18 protein-coding genes are annotated in these 22,548 nt (G+C 36.6%); 2 read left to right on the top strand and 16 right to left on the bottom strand.

Annotation, left to right across the window (positions count from 1 at the left end; all coding sequences use genetic code 11):
- Positions 1–29: 29 nt before the first annotated feature.
- A complete protein-coding gene (locus tag JOD07_RS00145) occupies positions 30–1,736 on the bottom strand; it encodes an S-layer homology domain-containing protein (protein ID WP_158739652.1) in 1,707 nt (568 codons plus the stop codon).
- Positions 1,737–1,914: 178 nt separating this feature from the next.
- Here JOD07_RS00145 and JOD07_RS00150 point away from each other — a divergent pair, with 178 nt between their 5' ends.
- Positions 1,915–2,415: a hypothetical protein gene (locus JOD07_RS00150; protein WP_158739653.1), complete on the top strand. Its 501-nt coding sequence runs from the start codon at positions 1,915–1,917 to the stop codon at positions 2,413–2,415.
- Here JOD07_RS00150 and JOD07_RS00155 read toward each other — a convergent pair.
- Both JOD07_RS00155 and JOD07_RS00160 read right to left on the bottom strand, forming a co-directional pair.
- The gene (locus JOD07_RS00155; protein WP_204611547.1) at positions 2,412–3,902 is read right to left on the bottom strand and encodes a DUF445 family protein; all 1,491 of its coding nucleotides are present in this window, start codon (positions 3,900–3,902) and stop codon (positions 2,412–2,414) included. The two genes, JOD07_RS00150 and JOD07_RS00155, sit on opposite strands and share 4 nt — an antisense overlap.
- Before the next feature lie 21 nt (positions 3,903–3,923).
- On the bottom strand, positions 3,924–4,592 hold the full coding sequence (locus JOD07_RS00160; protein ID WP_158739655.1) for a redox-sensing transcriptional repressor Rex: 669 nt from the start codon (positions 4,590–4,592) through the stop codon (positions 3,924–3,926).
- A 152-nt stretch (positions 4,593–4,744) separates the two neighbouring features.
- Between JOD07_RS00160 and JOD07_RS00165 the strand changes: the two genes are divergently transcribed.
- Positions 4,745–6,658 (top strand): ABC-F family ATP-binding cassette domain-containing protein, encoded by a 1,914-nt coding sequence (locus JOD07_RS00165; protein WP_158739656.1) that lies wholly within the window; start codon positions 4,745–4,747, stop codon positions 6,656–6,658.
- 48 nt (positions 6,659–6,706) lie between these two features.
- Here the strand turns inward: JOD07_RS00165 and JOD07_RS00170 are convergent, their stop codons facing one another.
- The 13 genes from JOD07_RS00170 to prpE form a co-directional block, all read right to left on the bottom strand.
- On the bottom strand, positions 6,707–7,453 hold the full coding sequence (locus JOD07_RS00170) for a response regulator transcription factor (RefSeq protein WP_204611549.1): 747 nt from the start codon (positions 7,451–7,453) through the stop codon (positions 6,707–6,709).
- An 11-nt stretch (positions 7,454–7,464) separates the two neighbouring features.
- Complete coding sequence (locus tag JOD07_RS00175) at positions 7,465–9,057, bottom strand: sensor histidine kinase (RefSeq protein WP_204611551.1); 1,593 nt, start codon at positions 9,055–9,057, stop codon at positions 7,465–7,467.
- 259 nt (positions 9,058–9,316) lie between these two features.
- Positions 9,317–11,437: a glycoside hydrolase family 3 C-terminal domain-containing protein gene (locus JOD07_RS00180; protein ID WP_204611553.1), complete on the bottom strand. Its 2,121-nt coding sequence runs from the start codon at positions 11,435–11,437 to the stop codon at positions 9,317–9,319.
- 12 nt (positions 11,438–11,449) lie between these two features.
- Positions 11,450–12,289 (bottom strand): carbohydrate ABC transporter permease, encoded by an 840-nt coding sequence (locus JOD07_RS00185; protein ID WP_158739660.1) that lies wholly within the window; start codon positions 12,287–12,289, stop codon positions 11,450–11,452.
- Positions 12,290–13,171 (bottom strand): carbohydrate ABC transporter permease, encoded by an 882-nt coding sequence (locus tag JOD07_RS00190; protein WP_158739661.1) that lies wholly within the window; start codon positions 13,169–13,171, stop codon positions 12,290–12,292.
- A gap of 101 nt (positions 13,172–13,272) precedes the next feature.
- Positions 13,273–14,601 carry an extracellular solute-binding protein gene (locus JOD07_RS00195; protein ID WP_204611562.1) on the bottom strand — a complete coding sequence of 443 codons (1,329 nt, stop codon included), beginning with the start codon at positions 14,599–14,601 and terminating at the stop codon, positions 13,273–13,275.
- A 238-nt stretch (positions 14,602–14,839) separates the two neighbouring features.
- Complete coding sequence (locus tag JOD07_RS00200) at positions 14,840–15,280, bottom strand: hypothetical protein (RefSeq protein ID WP_158739663.1); 441 nt, start codon at positions 15,278–15,280, stop codon at positions 14,840–14,842.
- A gap of 273 nt (positions 15,281–15,553) precedes the next feature.
- Positions 15,554–16,219 carry a GntR family transcriptional regulator gene (locus JOD07_RS00205; protein WP_158739664.1) on the bottom strand — a complete coding sequence of 222 codons (666 nt, stop codon included), beginning with the start codon at positions 16,217–16,219 and terminating at the stop codon, positions 15,554–15,556.
- 87 nt (positions 16,220–16,306) lie between these two features.
- Positions 16,307–17,467, bottom strand: a complete 1,161-nt coding sequence (locus JOD07_RS00210) for an isocitrate/isopropylmalate family dehydrogenase (protein WP_158739665.1) — start codon at positions 17,465–17,467, stop codon at positions 16,307–16,309.
- A gap of 16 nt (positions 17,468–17,483) precedes the next feature.
- A complete protein-coding gene (locus JOD07_RS00215; RefSeq protein WP_158739666.1) occupies positions 17,484–19,424 on the bottom strand; it encodes an aconitate hydratase in 1,941 nt (646 codons plus the stop codon).
- A gap of 14 nt (positions 19,425–19,438) precedes the next feature.
- Positions 19,439–20,818: a beta/alpha barrel domain-containing protein gene (locus JOD07_RS00220; RefSeq protein WP_204611564.1), complete on the bottom strand. Its 1,380-nt coding sequence runs from the start codon at positions 20,816–20,818 to the stop codon at positions 19,439–19,441.
- Between the two features lie 324 nt (positions 20,819–21,142).
- Entirely contained in the window at positions 21,143–21,385 is a 243-nt protein-coding gene (locus JOD07_RS00225) for a hypothetical protein (protein ID WP_158739668.1), read from the bottom strand.
- Between the two features lie 16 nt (positions 21,386–21,401).
- Positions 21,402–22,211: a bis(5'-nucleosyl)-tetraphosphatase PrpE gene (prpE, locus tag JOD07_RS00230; RefSeq protein ID WP_204611566.1), complete on the bottom strand. Its 810-nt coding sequence runs from the start codon at positions 22,209–22,211 to the stop codon at positions 21,402–21,404.
- Positions 22,212–22,548: the final 337 nt, after the last annotated feature.

Here is a 22,548-nt window from a genome sequence, read left to right on the forward strand (position 1 = left end):
GGAGTTTTTATAAACATAAGCTATTTGACTTATCCGCCTGTTAATTTCAATAATTTAGTAATTATTGCTGCTGCCTCCGCCCTGGTAACCTTCCCGGAAGGTCTAAAGGTACGGTCCGGATAACCACTTAGTATGGAATAATAAAAAGCAATACCTAATTCTTTTTTATGCTGGATGTTTTTTGCATCCGAAAAGTTGAAATTCTGACCAACAGAATTGGTATATCCCAAATATTTAAGGAAATTGCCTACCATAGCAGCCATTTCATCCCTTGTGAGGGTATCATCATATTTCAATTTTGAAAAATTCGTGCCATAATCTGCTTCGGAAACTAATTTCATTTTTTTCGCTGCGTCAAAATAGCCCTGTTTTACAAACCAATGGTCTTCATTATTTTTCTTCGTGAGCTTATGGTCTGTACTCCTGATCAGCATAGTCATGAATTCCGCCTTTGTAACCTTATTCTCCGGTTTAAAAGATCCATCTTCATATCCTTTGGCAATATCATGATCCACTACTGTTGTAATTGCTTCTTTTGCCCAATGATGATCCGGAACATCGGTCATCAGATACAAAGGTTTTTTCGAGATTTCTTCGAATTTGAATTTTATCGGTTCCGTAGAAAACATAAATCCTTTTGGATCTTTTATGAAGAGCCTGAAATAATATTCTCCCTTATATTGATCATCCAGGATTAAATTGTTCGTATCTTTATTACGGCTTACGGCGCTGCCAATATAAGCTCTCATCGGTTCTCCTGTCACAACAGTTTTAACAGGCCTTGGAAAATGATTGTCATCTACAGGATAAGAAATCAATGTATATTCGTAATTTTTTCCATCAGATATAGGCTCCCAGGATATTTCATATTGTGGATATCCCGGCATAATTTCTCCCACTTTTTTAATCGTTAATGTAGGCTTTGTGGGGAGGGTTGGCTCTACAGTGGTATAACCAGCCATCCTCAGCCAGTATAAGTAAAGACCAGGTACATCTGCCGCCAGAGGTATGGATAAATTCTCTTGTGGCAGAAGATTAAAACTGTCAGTGGAATAATAATAATCTTTTATATTCTGCTCAACTCTTTCCTTAACATCTTTATAATCTACGGACTTTTTAGCCGTTGGAGAACCAAAAAGCTGGACGTAGTCTTCTGCTGCAATTTCTGCTACATCCCATTTGTGAATATATCCTGTATCATTCACCGAATAATATTCCACCTCTTTGTAATTGGTCAGGCCTCTGATTTTAGCATACTTTGTTTGCTCCCATTGATTAAAATGTTTATTTTCTTTGGTCAGCAGATAATACAGTGTGAAGTGATGTCCGTATTCATGGGATAATACCCACGCCAATTGGGATACATCTTTATATTGGTCCCCATTAAATATTTCTATGTAACGGCCTTTCTTGTATACATATTTGCCTTCGCTGTTAATATCATAATCTTCAAAATAATTTCCTGCAACACCATCCGGAGAATCAGGATATATATATATAGTAGATAGAAAATTCAACTCTTCTCCGTGGAAATTTTTTAAAAGCTCATCATAAATGCTTTTTAACTTTTCCTGAGAGGTCCAGTTTTTTGAAAAACTAACGATTTTAACACCTTGGTCTCCTTCATATGTACCAAGAGGGGCTCCATATTCTTTTCTTGCCTGTGCTTCAACGCTGCTGCTGAACATAATAAACAGAAAAATAATAAAACCAGCTGTATAAATACTTTTTTTCATTTTGTCCCTCCTCGTACTTTCTGTCCATGCAGAATCTTTAATTACATTATATAGAAGAATTATTGAATTACTGTTACAGGGACATTAAATATCTTTAAGATTTGATTGCAGTGGTATAAAGATCTGAGCAATCAAAGTTATTATTTAAAAAATTATAAGCCAGGGAGATGAAGATTTTATGACCCAGAATAATTTCTCGGTTAATTATATCCGATGGCTACTTTATGGTATTTTTCTGATTTCAGCAGTATTGCTTGCAATATCCATATTTATTATCATTTATTTTATATCTTCCCCGTTGCCATCTTTTAATTCTAAGGAAGAATACGGCTTTTCAATACAAGAAATTCGTTCGTCTATTTTCTCTTCCGACGGAAAATCTCACAGTATAGCCGCCGACTTTTATATTACTTCCTCTAAAAAGAATTTAACTCAGGCTGAGCTTAATTCTCTTCGAATCGCTATATTAGAAATCATTCCAACTCTTGATTATGAGCAACTCACTAAAATGGGCGGAACGGATTATTTTACAGAAAGTATAAAAAAAGGACTTAATGCCCGTTCATCCGAAGAATGGATTGAGAGAGTATATGTCTCAAACCTTTTGCTGGATATAACGGTAAGTCCTGAAAAAAATAAACGAAATAATACGATTGAAAAAATGTTTCAAAACTATTAAAACAACACCGGAAAAAATCCTATGATAAAGCCTAAAAGACCTCCTAACCAGGTTATGGCTTTTAGTTCTCTGTCCACAACGGATAAAATGATCTGTTCAGTATAATCCGTTTCGAAGTCCATGATCCTTTCTTCAACTATATGAGGAATGTCCAGCAGGGCAGCGATTTCAGAGGATTTACTCGTAATGATTAGCTTGTAATATTTTATAACGGCATCTTGTATCTTTTCCTCCAATGATTTTCCAATTCTTTTCACCCAACGAGAAACAGGGACCTCTAAGGATCTTTTTATTTCTTTTGAAATAAAAAGATTTATTTTTTTGAAAATCTCATTTTTTTGAATAAGGTTTTCCAGATATTCTCTGATCCATTGATGCATATCCTGAACTATATTAGGCTTAATTGCAGTGATTAAAGTAAGTACAGTAAGATCCTGCTTACTCATGTATTCTTTAATCATTGCCTTAAGTTTTTCCAGTGTTTCTTCTTTTGTAAAATATAAGATTACTTTATTGAGTATATCCTCTATTTCGCTTGTATGATGGGCCAGCTGAATTTTGTCTGCCCATTCCTTTACAGGTTTTTCTACGACATAATCTATAAAACTGTTAATTTGCTTTAGAATTTCTTCTCGTTTTTCTTCGTTTTGTGCGCTTTCTTCTATATATCGAAGCGTCTTGTCATATATTTTGTCTGCATCTACGAACATAAGTGCCAGTTTCCCTAAATTCGCCTGTATCAGTTCCAAAAGAATCTGCTTTAATTTCTGCTGTATAAAGGGTTTATTCATATAGTCTATGAGAAGAGTAACCAAACCAGGAAAATAGTCTCTTATAACTTCTTTCACATAGATCATCCATGAATCCGGGATGATTTCTGACATGGTACGCTCTTCATTTTGAATTCTGTCTTTTAGTTCTATAATTTCGCCTATAATCCATTGTCTAAAGGTATCACCCTGCAAAAAGTCAGACTGAATTATATTTTCTACAGGTATGTCTTCCACTTTTCTGGTTAAAATACTTTTAATAGGATGCATAATTAATGAAGTTATTTCGTCCAATACTTGCTGATCGCTAATTTTACTGAAGATAAACTGACTTAAAGTATTTTCTATGGAGTCTATGGTACTGTTCTTATGATCTCCTAAAATTTCAGTGAGAATGGTATCCAGGCTTTCTTCATTATTTCTTAGACTATAAAAAGCATTGGCTGTTATACTTCTTAAACTTTCAAGAACTTTTTCATCCACCAATGCCTTTACCAAAGCCTCTTCAGAAAGAAGATGTTTTCCTACAGTTTCGCCCACCTTTTTGGCTATTCTATTTTTTTCTTTGGGAATTAACCCGGGAGTAAAAGGTACTTTCATCCCAAAAATCCTTTTTTCTTCATGAGGGCGAAAAAGCATTTTAATCGCAAGCCAATTGGTAAAATACCCTATTACACTTCCTGCAATAGGGCTAATAAGAAATTCGGATATGTTCATGTTGTCTTCACGCACTTCCTATCATTTGTTTTGTTTTTTCATCTCTGCTTCTTTTTTAAGCTTTTTTCGGTTAATGTTATAAGACATGATCATTAAACTATCGGATAAATGGACATCCTCAACCACCACATCAGGTGAAAGATCCAAGTCCACAGCAGAAAAATTCCATAAGCCTTTGATTCCCCACTTTGCCAAGTCTTCTGCAACCTTTCTGACTTTAGACTTAGGTAAAGTAAGAAATGCAACGTCAATCTTGTTTTCTTTTACGAAAGACTCCATTTCATCAATATCTCTGACTTCTATCCCTCTGATCGTCATACCTATCAATCTCGGATTCACATCAAACAAACCTTTAAGAATAAATCCTCTTTTTTCGAATTTAGTATAGTTTGCTAAGGCTTGTCCTAAATTCCCCACACCAACAATAATAAACTTATATGTATTGTTCAGCCCTAATATTTTTCCAATCTCGTTATATAAATATTCTACATTATACCCGTATCCCTGCTGTCCAAATCCTCCAAAATTGTTTAAATCTTGACGAATTTGGGAAGCTGTTACTCCCATTCGTTCACTGAGTTCCTTGGATGAAATACGAGTGATATCGTTCTCTAGAAGCTCTCCCAAGTATCGATAATACCTAGGCAACCGCTTTACTACGGCAATTGAAATTCTTCTATCTGTATCCAATTGATTCTAGCTCCTTTCGCCTAATGTAACATAAAGTATGTTTAAAGTATAACATTGATACAAAAATAATGTCAATCACGCCTTTCTTTTTGGTCGGCTTTTTGATATCATAGTTTATAGTATGCTTATGATCAAATGTAAGAGGTGGCAATATGATTTTGGCGTGTAAAGATATCACCAAAACCTTTGGAACGGATATCATACTTAAAAATATTACCTTTCAAATAGAAGAAAAAGAGAAAGTAGCTATTGTTGGTGTAAACGGTGCAGGTAAATCCACTTTATTTAAAATTCTGGCCGGAGAACTATCTTATGACAGCGGTGAAATTTTTAAAGCTAAGGATACCTCTATAGGTTATCTTTCTCAAAACATGGAAATTAATACAAATAATACGATTTTGGATGAAATGATGACTGTTTTTTCCGAACTTCTTGAAATAGAGTCTTCCATCCGTCTTCTTGAAGAAAAAATGAGTGCTCATAAAGGGGAAGATCTCTCAAATCTTATGCGTCAGTATTCCCTGCTCCAGCATGAGTTTGAAGAAAAGAACGGATATGGCTTCAAAAGCCAAATCAAAGGAGTATTAAAAGGATTAGGTTTTGATGAAAGTGAAATAAGCAAACCCATTAATATACTCTCCGGAGGACAGAAAACCCGGGTTGCCCTGGCAAAACTTCTTTTATCCAGTCCTTCTGTTCTACTGCTGGATGAGCCAACCAATCATCTGGACATCAGTGCGATCGAATGGCTGGAGGATTTCTTAAAAAGTTATTCCGGTACAGTTATGATTATATCCCATGACAGATATTTTCTGGACCGTATTGCTACGAAAGTCATTGAAATCGAAAACACTAAATCATCTGTATATAATGGAAACTATTCATTCTATGCAAAATACAAGCAAATCAACCGTGAAATACAAATGAACCAGTATCTCGCTCAGCAAAAAGAAATCAAGCGCCAGGAAGAAGTCATTCAAACTCTTCGCTCCTTTAATCGTGAAAAGTCTATAAAAAGAGCCAGAAGCCGCGAAAAAGCTTTGGAAAAGATAGAAAGAATTGAACGCCCTGAAGCCCTCCCTTCTTCCATGAAGCTTACATTAGAGCCAAAAATCCAAAGCGGCAATGATGTTCTTCATGTGGAGAATTTATCAAAAGCTTTTGGCAATCGTAAACTCTTTGAAAATGTTTCCTTTGATTTAAAACGAGGCGAAAAAGTTGCTCTGATCGGTCCCAATGGAGTCGGTAAAACAACTCTTTTTCGTATATTATTGGACCAAATTGATCCTGACAGTGGATTCTTTCGACTTGGTACGAATGTAAAAATCGGTTACTATGATCAGGAACATCAAAATATATCTTATAACAAAACTATTATTGACGAAATATCGGACGCTTATCCAACTTTAACCCTTGGAGAAATACGAAATATCCTGGCAGCATTCTTATTTACCGGAGATGATGTATTTAAGGAAATCTCCAGCTTAAGCGGCGGAGAAAAAGGAAGGGTATCTCTTGCAAAAATTATGCTTTCAGAAGGTAATTTTCTGCTCCTGGACGAGCCGACGAACCATCTGGACCTTTTATCCAAGGAAGTACTGGAAGATGCATTAAATCATTATGAGGGAACGGTACTATATATTTCCCATGACCGCTATTTTATCAATCGAACAGCTGATAAGGTCCTGGAACTTACCCCTCATGGCATAAAAGAGTATCTCGGTAATTATGATTATTATATTGAAAAAAGAAATCAAATCAAATTCGAACATACAGAAAAAGAAACTGTTCCTGCGGAAAAATCTTCTTCAAAAGAAGAATGGCTGAAAAGAAAAGAAGAACAGGCACAACAGAGGAAACTTCAGGGAAGTATTGAGAAAATAGAAAAGCAAATTCATGAGACAGAAAATGAAATAGAAGCAATCAATGAACAGCTCTGCTTGGAAGAAGTGTATACAAATCCCAAAAAATCTGCGGAAATGCTGGATAAGAAGAGTCAGTTAGAAGAAGAACTGGAGCGTCTTTATGAGCAATGGGATGAGCTGCAGTCTATGCTTGGAATATAACTGTTTTCTCATATAAAAATTAAACGAGCCAATATGCTTTGGCTCGTTTTATGTTGCATTTTTGCATTGCTTCATAAAATCAGAGTACGTTTGATTCGTGTATTTTTTAAAGCACTTCCCAAAATAATTGGGATCAGGAATACCAACCATTTTGGCCGTCATATACATGAGCATCCCTTGTTTGGCATAAGCTATTGCTTGTTCCATTCTGCATTCTGTAAGGTAATCTATTAAGTTTTTCCCAGTTTCTGTTTTAAACAACCGGCTTAAATAACTTGCATTAAATCCGAAAGTCTGAGCAATGGATGTTAAGTTCAAATCCGCCTGAGTATAATTTTTTCGAATATATTCTTCAATTTTACGGATCGTGTCATTCCCGGGAACCACTGTAACTTCTTTTTCTGCTTTCTTTGGACGTTCTTCATCCAGTTTTTTAATGATTTTTTCCAGAGCTGCTTTAATATCTGCCCGTACTATGGGTTTTAACAAATATTCACACACACCAATGCCTATGCACTCTCTTGCATACTCAAAATCACTGAATGCAGTCAGAATGACTATTTTTAAATCCGGATACCGCTGAATGGCTACTCTTGAAAATTCTATTCCGTCCATAAAGGGCATCTTAATATCTACAAATGCAATATCCGGCTTAATTTCATCAATAATATTAATGGCTTCAATGCCACTGGCTGCTTCGCCAGCTATTTCAAGCCCTAACTCTCCCCATTGGATAGCATTCTTCAATAGATTTCTAAGGGATTTTTCATCATCGATAATCATTACCTTATACATCTACAGCCCCCCTATAATGGGATTTTTATATCCACTTCACAGTATTCCCCTTCTTTACTCTTGATCTCAAAAACGTCATCCATGTCATAATAATAACGGATGCGTTCGATCGTGCCTTTTAATCCAAAGCTTTTATTATTATTCTCATTCATGAGAGATTGGATTTGCTCTGGATTCATTCCAACGCCACTGTCGTAGACAACGATATGCAGCCGTTGATCTTTTTCATAGACAGACACTCTGATAATGCCTTTCTCTCCTTTTAACCTTACTCCATGGTACAAACTGTTCTCTACTAAAGGCTGTAAAATTAATTTCGGTATTTTGATATCCAGCAAATCTTCCTGTAAATCATATTCATCCTCAAATACATCTTCATACCTTAGTTTTTGAAGCTTCAGATAGTCCCTTACAATTGCCACTTCTTCTCTGATTGTAATCTCTTTGCTACCTTTGCTTAAGAATCTTCTATAGAAGTTTCCCAGCGTTTCAATGGCATCGTAAACTTCATCCGCTGAATTTTGCAGAGCGAGATCTGCTATGGTGCCTAAAGCATTATATAAAAAGTGGGGATTGATTTGCTCTCTTAGCACTTCCAGCTCCGCTTTTTGCATGGCTTTTTCTTTTTCCAGCAATTCATCTATTAAACGATTGATCTCAATCAGTTTATAATTATGAATATTTTTTAAATATCCCGCATCATTATTGGACAAGCGCAGACTTTCCTTTCTTTGCCATCCTAATTTTAAACTGTCCATGTATTGGACCAATTTTTCCAGTGGATTTGCCACATATACGGATATAAATATTCCGATGATGATTAAACATACAATGGTTAGTGCAATAATAATCGTAATCACCATAATCGCCTGTGAAGAAAAATATTTTTTAAAAGACAAATGCTCAATTTTGGCTATAGTGAATGGCGTATCCGGTATATGAAAACGAGACAATATTTTAGTATAAAAAAAGCCTTCTTCGGAAACTTGTTCAAATTCGTTCTGGCCAATTTCCATTTCCTGAAATTCTTTTACTCTTTCATCTCCTAACAAGATATTGCCCTGATCATCATAATAGCAAAAATGCCTGTCCTGACTTGTCATGTCTTTAAAAGAGTTTCTGAGAATATCTGTCGTTAAATTGATCACTATAAGACCAATGGGTTTTTGTGTATCCAGATCATTAATCAGACGAATAAAGGATATTACAGGTTTTCCAGATTTTGCTTTGAAGGCTCCATCTCCGTTCACTCTTATAGCATATAAGCCAGCTTTCTCTATAATTTCCTCCTGCCATTTTGGATCGTATATAATGTTCCTATTGATATAAGTAACTTCTCTCCCAACATTAACGTAATTCTTATCCATTCTGAATACATAGATAGAAGATACATAATTAAAAGTATTACCAATATCATACATTGTCATCATTGCATTTTGCAATAATCTTGGAGAATTACTACGATCACTTTTTAAATAATCAACCACCGCAGGATCAGTCATTATAAGCTGGCTCATTGTGCTGACAGCTCCAAATTCAGTATTCAGATTGTTTCCAATAGAAATCATAGAATGATAATTATTGTCCTTCACATAATCAATCATATTTCTTTTTATAAAAAAAGAATAGATCAGAAAAAATATAGTAATATATGAAACAGCTAAAGTTATAAATAAAAATCTTAATTTTTGCTTCAGGGTTTTGGAATAGAACCAAGTTTTTATTTTTTCTTTTAAATGCTTCATAATTTCTATTGGAGACCTTTCTAAAAAATTTTTTATACATTCTTATTTCAGGTCAAAAGATGCCACATCCACAGATTATAAAATTATTATAAAACATCTGACGCTTCATGAAAACCTTTTACTTCGCACAATTAAGTATAAGAGGGAGAATGACAGGTTCTTTTTTTGTTAATTCTACACTTCTTTCATCCGCACCAGAAACGCCAATATACAGGGTGAACTTATTGCTGTCTAAAATTCTTTCTCCTTCGTCGTTTACAACTTTTAATGATTCAAAAGGAATCATCATATGAAATTCTTTTTCTTCTCCAGCATTAAGGTGAATTCTTTTAAAACCGCATAAACTGGTATTTCTCACAGCATATCTGGATTCTTCGTCTTTAATATAGACTTGCACAACATCTTCTGTAGCAACTTTACCCCTGTTCTTTACAGATACTTTTATTTTTATATCCTGATTAAGTTTTATAGGTTCTTCCAAAACCGCACCGGTACAAATCACATCTCCATATGTTAAACCATAACCAAATGGATATAAAGGTTTTTCTTCAATATAACGATAAGTTCTATTTTTCATGGAGTAATCTGTAAAAGGCGGCAGATTGTCAAGAGAAGCATAAAAGGTTATGGGAAGTTTTCCAGATGGTGAAGTTTTTCCAAATAAAATATCTGCTATCGCCTTTCCTCCCCTTGCTCCCGGATACCAGGCCATTAAAATACCATTACAATGCTCCTGGGCATAACTTAAATTGATAGCACTTCCGGCTAGAAGACAAAGTATTGTGGGTTTTCCTACTGCTACAATCTTCTCTAAAAGTTTTCTTTGTACTTGCGGCAATTCCAGATCCTTCTTATCCCCCGAACCAACATTATTGCCTTCGTCCATCTCTTCTCCTTCTATGGTTTCATCCAGTCCAAGACATAAAACCACTATATCGCTGTGTTCTGCCACAGTTACTGCTTCCATAAGCCTGTCATGGGAGTATGCCAAAGGTTCTGTTCTGTCTTTTACCAGTTCACAACCCTTTGAATAAAGAATCCTTACTTCGTCTCCTGCTTCATCCTGAATGCCTTCTAACACGGTAATGTATCTGGAAGATGTTCCATAGTAGTTTCCTTTCAGGGCACGCCTGCTGTTAGCATTGGGTCCGATGACGCCGATGGTTTTAACCTTCGTTTTATCAATAGGCAAAATGCCGTCATTTTTTAAAAGTACTGCACTCTTTCTTGCCGCTTCGATGGCCAGTTCAATATGTTCTTTACATTCTACCACTTCATAAGGAATTTGATCATATTCGCTGCCCTCAAATAATCCTAATTTGAATCTGGTAGTAAACAGTCTTTCAGCTGCTCTTGTAATATGCTCTTCTGTTATAAGTCCTTCCTGCAAAGCCTGAAGAAGAAGCAGATATGTGTTACCGCAATTTAAATCACATCCTGCATCGATTGCCAGAGCTGCAGATTCCTGAGGTGTACTGGTTACCATATGATGCATATGAAAATCTTTAATTGCCCAGCAGTCTGATACCACATGGCCATCAAATCCCCATTTGTTTCTTAAGATATCTCTAAGAAGGAAATAGCTGCCGCAGCAAGGTTCTCCATTGGTTCTGTTGTAAGCCCCCATAACAGATTCTACTTTTCCTTCTTTGACACAGGCTTCAAAGGCCGGAAGGTAAGTTTCCCATAAATCTTTCAAACTCACTTCTGCATTAAATTCGTGACGTAAATCTTCAGGACCACTGTGTACTGCAAAATGCTTTGCACAGGCCGCAGCTTTTAAAACTTCCCCTTCCCCCTGAAGTCCTTTTATAAAAGCAACCCCTAATCTTGCAGATAAAAATGGATCTTCTCCATAAGTTTCATGTCCTCTGCCCCAACGAGGATCTCGGAAAATATTGACATTTGGAGACCAAAAAGTTAAACCTTTATAGATGTCTCTGTCTTCATGTTTGGAACTTTCATTATACTTTGCCCTGCCTTCTTCTGCTATAGTGTCAGCTACCTCTCTTAAAAATTCTTCATCAAAAATAGCTGCAAGGCCAATTGCCTGCGGAAAGCTGGTAGCGGTGCCAGCCCGGGCTACTCCATGAAGGGCTTCGTTCCACCAGTTATATGCTGGAATCCCCAGCCTTTTTATTGCCGGAGAATTGTAAGTCAATTGACTTGCTTTTTCTTCCAGAGTCATCTGTGCTACAAGTTCTTTTGCTTTCTTTTTGCATAATTCATGTGAGTTCATTGTTTTCCTCCTTTAACCTTTGATTGCTCCTGCCATCAGACTTTGCTGTATTTTTTTGCTCATAAAGCTGTAGGCAACCAGTGTCGGGAATGTTGCAATAACCAGCGCCGCACCAATGGGGCCCCAATCAGTCGTATAAGAACCGGACAGTGTTTGGATTCCTACTGATAATGTTCTATACTTCGAGTCGCTTATGAAGATGACTGCAAACATAAGCTCATTCCACGCCTGTAAAAAAGTAAAAATTGCAATGGTAGAAAGAGCAGGCTTCATAAGTGGTAATATGACTCTAAAAAAGATTCCAAAAATACCGGCTCCGTCAATACACGCTGCTTCCTCCAGCTCTCTCGGTATATTTTCAATAAATCCTCCGCAAATCATAATAGCCATAGCCAAAGCAAAAGCTGTATAAGGTATAATTAATGCCTGATAGGAATTCGTCATTTTTAAATTCCTTAAAATAATAAAAATCGGTAAAAGTGCTGCATGAATCGGAACAGTCAGACCCAGCATAAAAATACTGTTGACTAAATTTCTTCCCTTCCATACAAGCCTGTTTAAGGCATAACTCGCCATGAGAGAAAATATCGTTGTCAATATAATTGTAGCACAAGTAACAATAATACTGTTAATAAAATATAAGCCCATATTCCCTGTGGTTAAAGCCGCTTCATAATTGGACCAGAGCCACTTTCGGGGAAGGCCCACCACATTTTCACCGAAAATTTCTCTATTGTCCTTAAGAGAAAATGTAAACATCCAATATAAAGGGAAAAGATTGATTGCTGCCCATATGCCTAAAATAGTATAGATTATAATATCCTTTGACTTTGCTTTTACACTGCTCTCCATCTAGTCCACCTCCGTTTTGAAGAATTTCTGAATCACGATGGCAAAGAAAAAGCACAGGAAGATGATAAATAACGCTATGGCGCTGCCAAATCCATATCTGTTGCGTTCAAAGATCATCGATACCATCAGAGTACTTGGTACTTCACTGGCATGGGCAGGGCCGCCATTGGTCAAGACATATATTAAATCAAAAGCCTTTAAAGAACCCGTAACTGCAAAAATGACACTTACTTTTATAACTGGCTTAAGCATCGGAATAATAACGTGCTTTGAGATCTGCCATTCTGTGGCGCCGTCTATCTTTGCAGCTTCTCTGAACTCCGGAGAAATGGATTTAATGCCTGCATACATCAAAAGCATATGATAACCTACATACTGCCATAAAATCGGAACAAATACAGCCAATAATGCTGTCTTTTGATCTCCCAGCCAAGGCTTGGCTAAGTGCCCCAATCCTATGGTTCTTAATCCAACATTTAAAATTCCATAGTCAGGATTATAAATTTTCATCCATAATTGTCCAATAACAACGGTTGAAATTAGCACTGGGAGAAAAAACACAGAAACAAAAAATCTTTCACCTTTTACACCTTTAGACAAAAGTAAAGCCAATCCCAATGAGATGGGCAGCTGTATAAAAACGGATAAAAATGCAAGTACTAAAGCATTCCCTATAGTTTTTGGAAATCCTGCTGACTTACTTGTAAATAACTCAATATAATTTTTAAGCCCTATAAATACTCCCTTATTAATTCCGTCCCATTTTAATAAACTATAATATGATGACATAAAGATTGGTAATATGATGATAGCTGTAAACAAGAGTGCCGCAGGAAAAATGAATACAAAAATAGCTAATTTATTCTTTCTTACCGAATCCATCGTCTGCCTCCTTATAAGATGCTTTATATAAAAAGAGCGAAAACCTTTCTAAACAAATACTGAAGAGCTATGCATTTGCTAGAAAGGTTTTCTTTTCCCTATTATTGCTCAAGTTGGTTTGCCATTGCCTCAGCTAATTCTTCAGGAGAAATATTTCCCATGAAAAGTTCTTGTAACAATGCCAGGTATTCTCCTGCATCTTCAGCTTCCATTAATGTATCATACCAAATTGTAAAGGAAGTTGCTTTAGATGCCATATCTGCGATTTTCTTAGTAATTGGGTTTACTGAGCTGTCATCATAATCTACTTTCCATGCAGCTACTCCTGCACCGTCAAGATAAGCATATTTTGAAATACTTTTTGCAAGTTCAAATGCTGCTTTTGCAGCTATATCTTTATGAGGACCAGATGCATTAACCATTAAGGAATCGGTTGCTCCACCCATAAAGTCAGTTTCTTTACCTTTGCCGCCTACCGCAGGGAATGGGAATACGTCAAAATCTTCTGGATTTTCTGGGTCTGTCTGAATAGAGCCTGCCATCCAGCTTCCTGTAATGAACATAGCAACATCACCATTATAAAACATCGCACTTGCTTCGTCGTTAGATAAACCAGGAGCACCTTCCGGATATGCACCTAAATCTATCAGTTCTCTCAATTTTTTGGAAGCCTCTATAAAGTCAGGGTCGTTATAAGTCTGTCCAGATTTTGTAAGTGCTGCAGCTACTTTTTCAGGCCCTGCAGATTTTAATACCAAATTGTCATGAGTCATAGCAATTACCCATGTATCTTTAGCACTGATACCAATCGGAGTAATCCCTTTAGATTTAAATGTCTTACAAACTTCAATGAATTCATCCCAGTTAGTTGGAACTTTTACACCGTTTTCTTCAAACATCTTTTTATTATAAAAAACTGCAGATAATGGCGTTGTAAAAGTAACACCATATAATTTTCCGTCGAATCTTACATTTGTGAGAGCTACTTCTGGTAATTCATCTTTATATTCTGCAAAATAATCATCTAGTGGTAACACCTTGCCTGAGTCTACAAAAGGCTTAGAAAATCCACCGCCCCAAGTATAGAAAATATCAGGAAGTTCATTAGCAGCAACTGCTGATTTGATCTTTGTCTTATAAGATTGGTTTTCAAAAGTTTCATGCACGATTTTTACACCTGGATTTGCTGCTTCAAAATCTGCAATAGCTTTAGCATAAGCAGGACTGAATGCATCACTTTCTGTAGCAATACTCCAAAGTGTTAATGTAACTTCACCTGATGAATTCCCTGATGTCTCAGTATTCGTCTCATTGTTCGTTGAAGTATTCGCTTCATTGGTTTGAGTGTTGTCTGATTTTGATCCGCATCCGACAGCAAGGGATGCAACCATCATAATGCACAATAAGAAACTTAAAAATCTCTTTTTCATAATCACTTTCCCCCTATGAATTGATTTACAATTTGATTATACCCGTCAATAATGCACATTCGAACGGATTTTTTTTACTTGGATATGTAATATTTTTACCTAGAACCTATAATATTTTATCAGAAATTGGTTATAAATCCTATCCACAATCTATCCTTTTAGTATAATTCTTACAAAAAAATCCTTTTAGAATCGAAGATTATACTTCTTATCTAAAAGGATTTCTAAAAATAAGACATTATCTGTTTTCTTTTTCTTTGTTTTGATGATTTTGCAAAATCTGCTCTTTGATCTTGTCGGCCTGTTCCTGAGTAATGATTTTTTCCTTTACCAGCTCATCGAAATAATCCTTCTTCTGTTGTTTCTTTTTCTCAAAATAAACTCTGCGTTCTTCTTTGGTCATCTTCCTGATTTTCTCCAACTCTTTTTTCCTTTGCTCTTCATATTTCTTATTGAATTCTTTCCATTTCTCGGCTTGCTCTTTTGTAATGATTCCCTGCTCTACCCACTGCTCTACATCGCATCTGTAAAACTTCCTATGAGGTTTCTTTACAGATTCTGCTTCTGTTTTTACAGATAAAGTAACTGGACTGATATTATTGGTTTCAACTGCAAATACATTAAAAACTGAAGAAAGAAGTAAACCTCCTGTAACCGTCAGCGTAATTAATTTGCTCAATGGATCCTCTCCTTTCTTCATTTAATGTATTGCAGTTATAGTATGTCCAAAAATAATTAAAGTTTTATTACAACCCGTTACTTGTATTATTTACATTGGGAAATTTTGCTTCATACGTCTATCGTCATAATTTATTTTTACATAGTAAATGCACTTGCAAAATAAATCTGCAAAAAAGATTTATTTGCAAGTGCATTTACTGCCTGGAGGACTTCTTATTACACAGGCAATTCAAAGGGATTTCCTATTACAATAAAAATAGGCTGACGATCGTCAGCCTTTTAAATACTTCATCATATTTTCTTTAACATTTTTAACATGAAGATTGGTAAGTCTTTCTGCTTCCTCGGGATTTCTGTTTTTGATTGCTTCTAAAATGGCTTTATGTTCCTCTGTGGACTTTTTTGCACGGCCAGGGGTTGCGATAGACTGCATCCTTACTCTTTGTGCGTAGTGATGAAAATCAGATAATATATGTTTTAAAGGTTTGCTGTTGGAAGCTTCATAAATGACTTCATGGAACTGTGTATCGAGTTCATGCAAATGCTCCATATTGTTTTTTTCTGTATAAAATTCTGTCAATTCTATAATTTCTTCCAACTGCTTTAATTGTTCATCTGTTATTTTCGTCGCCGCCCATCTGGCCGCCAAGCCTTCAATTAAGGAACGTATTTCATAGATGTCTATAATATCCTGCTTACTAATCCCCGAGACCACCGTCCCTTTATTGGGAATAGAAGTGACAAGCCCCTCTAACTCTAATTGCTTAAGAGCTTCCCTGACAGGAGTGCGACTAACACCCAAATTTTGTGAAATCGCCACTTCTGTTAATGGTTCCCCTGCCGCATATTTGCCTTCTAATATGTCTTCTCTTATTTTGTGAAAGACTCGACCTCTCAGTGAGTGATCGCTCACTTCTTTTTGAAGATCAAAAGTCACGGTAATCCTCCTTTATCCGTTTACAACTGCATACTTTAAAATTTACGATATCTTTTTAATGGATAACTTTTTCAAAGGAGGAATGCATTATAAAGATTTAATGGTTTCCATAACATAATCTGCAAACTCTTCGTTGGTAGCGCCCGTATCTCTTCCTGTAATCACAAGTTTTTTCTCAGTACGGGTGCAAATATCCATTGCCTTGTCTAATTTTTGAGATTCTTCCACATATCCGATATGGGAAAGAAGCATGGACGCTGCACGGATAATGCTGCTTGGGTCTGCATACTTTGCTCTTCCTTCTTCCACCATTCTGGGGGCTGAACCATGGATTGCTTCAAACATAGCATATCTCTTTCCAATATTGGCACTTCCTGCTGTTCCAACTCCTCCCTGGAACTCTGCAGCTTCATCGGTCAAAATATCTCCGTAAAGGTTTGGAAGCACAATAACCTGGAACTGGGTTCTTCTCTTTTCATCCACTAGTTTAGCGGTCATGATATCGATATACCAGTCATCCACTTCTATTTCCGGATAATCTTTAGCCACTTCTTTGCAGATATTAAGGAATTTACCGTCCGTCGTTTTTACAACGTTAGCCTTTGTTACGATGGTTACTCTTTTCTTCCCATTGGCTCTTGCATAATCAAAAGCTGCTCTTGCAATTCTTTCAATTCCCTGGGTTGTCATTACTTTAAAGTCAAAGGCAATATCCTCATTAATGTGGAAACCTTTAGAGCCAAGAACATAAGCCCCTTCTGTATTTTCTCTGAAGAAAGTCCAGTCAATACCCTGTTCTGGTACTCTTACGGGACGCACATTGGCAAAAAGGTCTAATTCTTTTCGCATTGCCACATTGGCACTTTCAATATTTGGCCATGGGTCTCCGGCTCTTGGAGTAGTCGTAGGTCCTTTTAAAATCACATGACATTCTTTAAGTTCTTCTAAAACATCATCAGGAATTGCTTTATTTACTTTTGCTCTGTTTTCAATGGTCAAACCGTCTATTACTTTAAAGCGAACTTTTCCTTTTTCTACTTCATCTTTTAAAAGAAACTCCAGGATTCTCTGAGCCTGTGCTGTAATCGCAGGTCCGATGCCATCTCCTCCAACAATTCCGATAATAATTTGATCCAGTTCTTTATAATTGATAAAGTCTCCCTGGCTTTTCATCATTTCTACTCTTTTAAGTTGTTCTTCTACCAGTTTTCCAAATTTCTCTTTCGCTTCTTGAATCATGTTATTCATTCATGACACTCCCCTTTTACTTACCCTCTGCAGCATTTTGATGCTTAATAAGGTTAATTTTTCCTCCTAAAAGAAGCATTTGTCTTTCTCTGTCTGAAACATCCAAGGACATTTCATACTCGGTGTTTTGCGTTTTATTCTTTACGACTACCGTATTGCCACTTTTAACTTGTTCTACCGCATTTTCTATAACAAGTTCGTCAAACTCTTGTATTTTATCATAATCTTCAGGATTCTTAAAGGTTAAAGTTAAAATTCCTGAGTTGATTAAGTTTGCCTTATGAATACGCGCAAAGCTCTTTACAAGCACCGCTTTAACGCCCAGGTATAATGGTGCTAAAGCTGCATGTTCTCTTGAAGATCCTTGACCGTAGTTTTCTCCTCCTACAATAAATCCGCCATTGTTTTCTTTTGCCCTTTTGGGGAAGTCTGGATTACATGGTGTTAAACAGTATTCTGATAAATAAGGAATATTGGATCTGAATGGCAAAAGCTTCGCATTGGAAGGCATAATGTGATCTGTTGTAATATTGTCTTCAACCTTTATCAATACTTTTCCTGGTACTTCATCTTTAAGTTCAGTATTGATTGGGAAAGGTTTAATATTTGGTCCTTGAATCACTTCTACAGTGGATGGATCTTCTGCCGGAGGTATGATCATATTGTCATCGATCATAAATTCTTCAGGCATTTCTACAGCAATATTGCCTTCAAAAGTTCTTGGATCTGTAAGTTTCCCTGTAATTGCACTGACTGCCGCTGTTTCAGGGCTTACCAGATATACGCCTGCAGATACGGTACCACAGCGTCCCTTAAAGTTTCTGTTAAAGGTACGAAGAGATACTGCATTAGTTGCCGGCGCCTGCCCCATACCGATACAAGGACCGCAGCCTGATTCTAATATTCTTGCCCCTGCAGCAATTAAATCTGCCAATGCCCCATTAGCAGCAAGCATGGTTAATACTTGCTTAGAACCCGGTGCGATCACCAAGCTTACATCTGGATGAACAGTTCTTCCTTTTAATATTTTAGCAACCTTCATTAAATCCATATAAGAACTGTTGGTACAGCTTCCGATGGCTACCTGATCTACTTTAATACCTTCAAGTTCTTTAACATCTTTAACATTATCAGGGCTGTGAGGTGCAGCAGTTAAAGGCTCGATCTCTGACAGATTGATTTCAATCACTTCATCGTATTCTGCATCTTCATCCGGCTTTAATTCAACCCATACATCTTCTCTTTTTTGTGCTTTCAAGAAAGCTCTTGTGACTTCATCACTGGGGAATATGGAAGTAGTCGCTCCCAGCTCCGCTCCCATGTTGGTAATGGTTGCTCTTTCAGGAACTGAAAGATTTTTGATACCATCTCCAGTGTATTCTAATACTTTTCCTACACCGCCTTTTACAGTCAGTCTTCTTAATACTTCCAAAATAATGTCCTTAGCAGTTACAAAAGGCTTAAGGGAACCTGTCAGCTTTACGTTAACGACTTTTGGCATCGTAATATAATAGGTTCCGCCGCCCATGGCAACAGCAACATCCAAGCCACCAGCTCCTATGGCAATCATACCAATTCCGCCACCGGTTGGGGTATGACTGTCTGAACCAAGAAGAGTTTCTCCGGGTACACCAAATCGTTCTAAATGTACCTGATGACAAATCCCATTACCGGGTCTTGAAAAATAAATACCATGTTTATGGGCTACAGTTTGGATGTATTTGTGGTCGTCAGCATTTTCAAATCCCTGCTGAAGCATGTTGTGATCAATATAAGCTACGGAACGTTTGGTTTTAACCCGATCAATCCCCATAGCCTGGAATTGAAGGTATGCCATGGTTCCTGTAGAATCTTGTGTGAGAGTTTGGTCAATGCGAATGCCGATTTCTTCGCCAGGTATCATTTGGCCTTCAACAAGGTGTGCTTTAAGAATTTTTTGTGTTAAATTTAATCCCATTTTCCTTTTCCCCTCTATTCTAATGTTCTATTTAAATTTTTCGCTACCTTTAAGGTAACTTCCTCTAATTCTTCATCCGTAATTACTGTTACTCTTCCGTCATCATATTGTGCATCTACCCATTCTTTAACTTTCACTACGATTTCATCTCTTTTATCTAATGCTTTATCTCCTCTTAAACCAAAGTAAGCATTGATCCAATGGGCTACTCCGGCAAGACCGGAGGTATTGGATATTGCTACCCGGCAAGGACGGTTTAAAAGCTTCTCAGTATCAAAGATATTATAAATCTCTTCATTTTTCAAGAGTCCGTCTGCATGAATCCCTGCTCTGGTAACGTTGAAATTTTTCCCAACGAATGGTGTCATAGGCGGTATATGATAGCCTATTTCTTTTTCAAAGTATTCCGCAATCTCTGTAATAACTGTTGTGTCCATACCATCAGTGGTACCTCTGAACTGCGCATATTCAATCACCATTGCTTCAAGTGGGCAGTTTCCTGTTCTTTCACCTATTCCAAGGAGTGAACAGTTAACTCCTGAAGCACCATAAAGCCAAGCTGTGGAAGCATTATTCACTGCACGATAAAAATCATTGTGTCCGTGCCATTCAATCAATTCAGAGGGCACTCGGGCATGGTGTAATAATCCGTAGATAATACCTGGAACGCTTCTGGGAAGAGTTGCTCCAGGGAAAGTAACACCATAGCCCATGGTATCACAAGCACGGATTTTAACTGGAATACCTGTTTCTTCACTGAGTTTCATCAATTCATATACGAAAGGAACAACAAAGCCATAAAAATCTGCTCTGGTAATGTCCTCCAGGTGGCATCTTGGCCTTACGCCAGTTTCCATACATTCTTTGACAATGGCTAAATAATGATCAATGGCTTGTTTTCTAGTCATATGCATTTTGTAAAAAATATGATAGTCAGAACAGCTAACCAGAATTCCTGTCTCTTTTAAGCCGATTTCTTTTACCATTTCGAAATCTTTTTTGGAGGCACGAATCCAGCTGGTTACTTCGGGAAATTCATATCCTCTTTCCAAACATTTGTATACTGCATCACGATCTTTTTTACTGTATAAGAAAAATTCACTTTGTCTTATAATGCCTTTGGGTCCGGATAATTTGTGGAGTAAGTCGAATAAATGAACAATCTGCTCTGTTGTATAAGGCTGTCTTGACTGTTGGCCGTCGCGGAATGTGGTATCGGTAATCCAGATTTCTTTTGGCATGTTGATTGGCACATGTCGATGGTTAAATGCAATCTTAGGGATTTCCTCATAACTGAATAGATTTCTGTATAGATTGGGTTCAGAAACATCTTGAAGCGGATAAACAAGCTCAGTTCTTTCCAGTAAGTTCGTCTTTTCATTAAACTCTAACATATTTTTCCCCCTTAATGATTCCTATACTTCTCAGCTTAAAATCAATCTTGTGTATGATTGTATACAATCATACCGGCTTTGTCAATAGAATATTCTTAAAATTGTATTTAAAAAAATTTTTATTGCATTGTCCCCCATTATCTTCAAACAAACCCATTATAAAATAATTCAAGTTGTCTCTTTTATTTGCTGAGAAGCAGAACTTATCAGGATTTAATGAAACATATCATCTTTTGATTTAAAATTCGAAGTATATATAACGCCTTTCAAAAATGAATGACTCGAATCTCTTTCCTTCAAATTAAGGTATCTTTTTAACAGTTTTCACACTCTTTCCTTTTGGATAGCAATACGTTTGTCTTTACCGCATTCAGGGCAGTAAAATAAATGAACACATTGATCCGAAGGGTATCCATCTGTTCTGCTGGTAATGGATATGGGGAGATATGGACTGTAATCATCATAATAATCCGATACAAGGCCTCCATCCTTCATATTTTCTCCACATACCATACATGAAACTTCAATATTTTTAAAACCATTACACAGGGGACAAACCAAATCCATCAAAATACTCCTTTCTTTATTGTGTCATCCTGCTAATTTCTAATAATTCCTCAAATTTTCTTTCCATTCTTTTTAATCGTGCTTCATCTTTAGGCTGTTTTGAATCCACAGCTACAATCTCCTTCTCCGGATAACGAAGCGCCGCTAACTTTCCTCCGAATACACAGCCTAAATCAATATCTATGGTGTTATTGATCCAGACTGGTTCGCTTACAGGAGTATGGCCATAAACAACCACAGCGCTTCCTCTGTATTCCTTTGCCCAATCTTTTCTTACAGGATGCCCTTCTTCATCTCTTTCTCCTGTTATATCTCCATATAAGCAAAACTTTTCTACCCTCACATCTTCCCTTCCGATGAGAGATTCCTTAATGCCTGCATGAGCTACTACCAGCTTCCCTTCATCTAAAACCCAATAGTAAGACTGTTGTTCATAAAACTTAATGTATTTCTTCTTAAAAGCCTCCTGTTCTTCTTTTTTAAATTTTTCATACTCTTCCACCGTATTTTCAAGACCATGAGATATTTGAACCTTTCTGCCCAACAGAAATCTGTAGAATTTATTGCAGTGATTTCCATAGACATATAGTCCCAGACCTTTTTCTACCATGTTCATAATAAAACAGATGGTTTTTAGATTATAAGGTCCTCTGTCATTCAAATCCCCTATGGATACAATTTTTCTGCCTTGTGGATGAATGTATACGCTTCCAGCTTCACGATAGCCTAATTGAGTAAGAAGTTGAATAAGTTCCTCATAACATCCATGAATATCTCCAATGATGTCAAAGGGACCCTTTTCTTTTATATGACGTTTTGCTTTCATAGTCTCCCTCCTTTTTTGATCCTGTATATTATAGATTTTACATTATCCCTTCAAAAAATCCATTTTTCTAAATAAAAACTCATATGAACAAGAGACATCTTTTTCAAGAAATCTATTCAAAAATATGTAATTATTAAAATTTTACGCCACTGTTTAACATAAATTTTTTACGAATTGTGGATAATTTTTTGCTTTATCCACACTATCCACAAAGTTATGCACAGTTACAAGCATTAATTTTCAGGACTTGGACCATTTTTCCACATAGTCCACAGAGTCTATGTGTATAATAATCCAATTGTGGATAGATTGTCTTCTTAGTATACATAATTTTTGC

Origin of the sequence: Defluviitalea raffinosedens (genome assembly GCF_016908775.1) — a bacterium.
GTDB lineage: Bacteria > Bacillota > Clostridia > Lachnospirales > Defluviitaleaceae > Defluviitalea > Defluviitalea raffinosedens.